At 43.0% G+C, this 3,177-nt stretch carries 3 protein-coding genes; all 3 read left to right on the top strand.

Going from position 1 to position 3,177, the window contains the following annotated elements; all coding sequences use genetic code 11:
- The first annotated feature begins 89 nt into the window (after positions 1-89).
- Positions 90-614 (top strand): nucleotide exchange factor GrpE, encoded by a 525-nt coding sequence (grpE, locus tag PAN06_RS13480; protein WP_306474908.1) that lies wholly within the window; start codon positions 90-92, stop codon positions 612-614.
- Between the two features lie 242 nt (positions 615-856).
- Positions 857-2,680 (top strand): molecular chaperone DnaK, encoded by a 1,824-nt coding sequence (gene dnaK / locus PAN06_RS13475; protein ID WP_003014055.1) that lies wholly within the window; start codon positions 857-859, stop codon positions 2,678-2,680.
- Positions 2,681-2,888: 208 nt separating this feature from the next.
- Positions 2,889-3,177 (top strand): DJ-1/PfpI family protein (locus tag PAN06_RS13470; protein ID WP_269796578.1); only part of this gene is annotated, 289 nt, incomplete at its 3' end.

Here is a 3,177-nt window from a genome sequence, read left to right as displayed (position 1 = left end):
TACTGGTTATGAAGTTGACGGACTACTACCGTTACCTCAACAGCAACCATTATGAAGTAAATTAAGACCAAATGAAAGGGGTGTATGCCTTGACAGAAGATATCAAAAAAGAAGACGTGAAAGAAGAGGAAGTTGCCGAGACAACCGAAGAAGTTGTAGAGGAAAGCAACCAACCTTCTGAGTTAGAAGAAGCACAAGCGCGTGCCGAGGAATTTGAAAACAAATACCTTCGTGCTCATGCAGAAATGCAAAATATTCAGCGCCGTGCCAATGAAGAACGTCAACAATTACAAAAATACCGTAGCCAAGATTTGGCAAAAGCGATCTTACCATCACTGGACAACCTCGAACGTGCCCTTGCCGTCGAAGGATTGACAGATGATGTGAAGAAGGGCTTGGAAATGGTCCAAGAAAGTTTGGTACATGCTCTGAAAGAAGAAGGAATCGAAGAAATTCCAGCGGACGGAGCCTTTGACCATAACTACCACATGGCCATCCAAACCTTGCCTGCAGATGATGAACATCCAGCAGACACCATCGCACAAGTCTTCCAAAAAGGCTACAAACTCCATGACCGCATCTTAAGACCGGCTATGGTAGTAGTATATAATTAGGCTACCTTGTCCGAAACGACACTAAACTATGAAAGAAAGATTAACATTGGTTCGGCTTTGCCAATAGTGAGCGAAGCGAACCGAAGGCGATACTCTTCGCCGTGGCGGTATCTTCGCAAACTTTGAGACCTTAGGCTCAAAGTTTAGTCAAAGAGATTGACGAAGTCAAGCTCTGACGGCGTCGCCACTTAAGAAGAGTATCAGAAAGAAAAAAAGAGAAAAAATAACAAGGAGAAAAACATATGTCTAAAATTATCGGTATTGACTTAGGTACAACAAACTCAGCAGTAGCAGTTCTTGAAGGAACTGAATCAAAAATCATCGCAAACCCAGAAGGTAACCGCACAACTCCATCTGTTGTGTCATTCAAAAACGGTGAAATCATCGTTGGTGACGCTGCAAAACGTCAAGCAGTTACAAACCCAGATACCATCATCTCTATCAAATCTAAGATGGGTACTTCTGAAAAAGTTTCTGCTAACGGTAAAGAATACACACCACAAGAGATTTCAGCTATGATTCTTCAATACTTGAAAGGTTATGCTGAAGATTATCTTGGTGAAAAAGTAACGAAAGCTGTTATCACAGTTCCAGCTTACTTCAACGATGCACAACGTCAAGCAACAAAAGACGCTGGTAAAATCGCTGGTCTTGAAGTAGAACGTATCGTCAACGAACCAACAGCAGCAGCCCTTGCTTATGGTTTGGATAAGACTGATAAAGAAGAAAAAATCTTGGTATTCGACCTTGGTGGTGGTACATTCGACGTATCTATCCTTGAATTGGGTGATGGTGTCTTTGATGTATTGGCAACTGCAGGGGATAACAAACTCGGTGGTGACGACTTTGACCAAAAAATTATCGATTACATGGTTGAAGAATTCAAGAAAGAAAATGGTATCGACTTGTCAACAGACAAGATGGCGCTTCAACGTTTGAAAGATGCAGCTGAAAAAGCGAAGAAAGACCTTTCTGGTGTGACTTCAACTCAAATCAGCTTGCCATTCATCACTGCAGGCGCTGCTGGACCTCTTCACTTGGAAATGACCTTGACTCGTGCGAAATTCGACGATTTGACTCGTGACCTTGTAGAACGTACGAAAACTCCAGTTCGTCAAGCCCTTTCAGATGCAGGTTTGAGCTTGTCAGATATCGACGAAGTCATCCTTGTCGGTGGTTCAACTCGTATCCCTGCCGTTGTAGAAGCTGTTAAAGCTGAAACTGGTAAAGAACCAAACAAATCAGTGAACCCTGACGAAGTAGTGGCTATGGGTGCTGCGATCCAAGGTGGTGTGATCACTGGTGACGTGAAAGACGTTGTCCTTCTTGACGTAACTCCGTTGTCACTTGGTATCGAAACAATGGGTGGAGTCTTCACAAAACTCATCGACCGCAACACTACGATTCCAACATCTAAATCACAAGTCTTCTCAACTGCAGCAGACAACCAACCAGCCGTTGATATCCACGTTCTTCAAGGTGAACGCCCAATGGCAGCAGATAACAAGACTCTTGGACGCTTCCAATTGACTGATATCCCAGCTGCACCTCGTGGAATTCCTCAAATCGAAGTAACTTTCGACATCGATAAGAACGGTATCGTATCTGTTAAGGCGAAAGACCTTGGAACTCAAAAAGAACAAACAATTGTTATCCAATCGAACTCAGGTTTGACAGACGAAGAAATCGACCGCATGATGAAAGATGCAGAAGCAAACGCTGAAGCAGATAAGAAACGTAAAGAAGAAGTAGACCTTCGTAACGAAGTAGACCAAGCTATCTTTGCGACTGAAAAGACAATCAAAGAAACTGAAGGCAAAGGCTTCGATGCAGAACGTGACGCAGCTCAAGCTGGACTTGATGATCTTAAGAAAGCTCAAGAATCAGGTAACCTTGAAGAAATGAAAGCAAAACTTGAAGCCTTGAACGAAAAAGCACAAGCATTGGCTGTTAAACTCTACGAACAAGCTGCAGCAGCGCAACAAGCCCAAGCAGGAGCAGAAGGCGCACAAGCATCAGGCAACGCAGGTGATGACGTCGTAGACGGAGAGTTTACGGAGAAGTAAGATGCAAAGCCCGTTAAAACCTCACAGTGAAAATAGGAAATCTGACGCAGAAACTCTAGTTTCTAGGAAGATTTATCTTTTTCACCCAGAGGTTAGGGCGTGCTCAATTTTAGCCGAAACTCAATTCAGCCTAACTAGTAAATGATAAAAAGAAATCCAGAGGTTGCAACCCAGCCTCTGTTTTTCGGTAAAATAGAGGATGTTGCGTATGAAAAAAGTACTTTGTATCATTTATCCTAATTTTTCTCTTTGTGAGATAACCGCTTTAACAAGTACTTTAGCTCTGTCTTATGATAGTACGATTGATTATGCCGCTTCAGATCATTCGATGGTGGTCTCTGAGGATGGCTTGCCTTGTCAACCAACGAAAACACTAGATCAAATCCGTATAGAAGAGTATTCTTGCGTGATTTTGCCAGGAATGGTCAACATAGGACCTGCCCTACGGGATGAGAAATTGATTTCGTTCTTGAGGGATCTTGGTGAGCAAGATATCC

The sequence above is a fragment of the Streptococcus sp. SM3 genome (genome assembly GCF_027497875.1).
Note: the sequence above shows the minus strand (reverse complement) of the source record. Positions and strands in the feature narration are given on the sequence as shown.

Excerpts from the sequence above, each read along its gene's own strand:
- dnaK (WP_003014055.1), top strand. The coding sequence starts at position 857 with ATGTCTAAAATTATCGGTATTGACTTAGGTACAACAAACTCAGCAGTA.